The organism is Lentilactobacillus hilgardii DSM 20176 = ATCC 8290 (genome assembly GCF_000159315.1).
Classification (GTDB): domain Bacteria; phylum Bacillota; class Bacilli; order Lactobacillales; family Lactobacillaceae; genus Lentilactobacillus; species Lentilactobacillus hilgardii.
The window spans coordinates 491,999-492,585 of record NZ_GG669992.1; the positions used below are offsets into that span (position 1 = coordinate 491,999).

Genomic DNA, 587 nt, shown 5'->3' on the forward strand with positions numbered 1-587 from the left:
AGTATTTGCATTTATCTTATGCTTTTGCTCTATTTACGCAAATTTTGTAATTTTAACTTGGCTGCCCCAATTTTTGCAGGTAGAAAGAGGATTTCAAGGAAGTAGTGTTGGCTTTATTTCATCACTAGTACCATGGGCCTCAATCCCTGGTGCAATTGTATTCGCAAGAATTTATGATAAATTAAAAAAGACAAAATTAATGATTGCATTTTTAGTTCCGATTTCACTGGTTGCGGTGTTTGGAATTGCTTTTGTAACTAACAAGTCATTATTGATTGTTTTATTAATTGTTTATGGACTAACCGGTAAATTAGCAATTGATCCAATTCTTGTGGCATTTGTTACTAAGAATTCACCAAGAGGATCATTATCAACTGCGCTGAGTGCATATAATTTTATTGGAATGTCTGGTTCTATTTTGGCTCCCTACTTAACGGGATGGATTTCAGATCAATTTGGTTCAATGCAAATCGGATTTTATTTAGCAGCTGTTCTACTGTTGGTTGGATTAGTGCTATTCACGTTTACAAATGATAAAAAGAATTTGGTTCAAGGATAAACAACTAACAGAATAAGGAAGTCAGTAC

Annotated in this window: 1 protein-coding gene; it reads left to right on the plus strand. The window is 33.7% G+C overall.

What is annotated here, in order from left to right:
- The coding region (locus HMPREF0519_RS02300) for an MFS transporter (protein WP_040472679.1) at positions 1-559 on the plus strand (559 nt) is incomplete at its 5' end.
- Between the last annotated feature and the right edge of the window lie 28 nt (positions 560-587).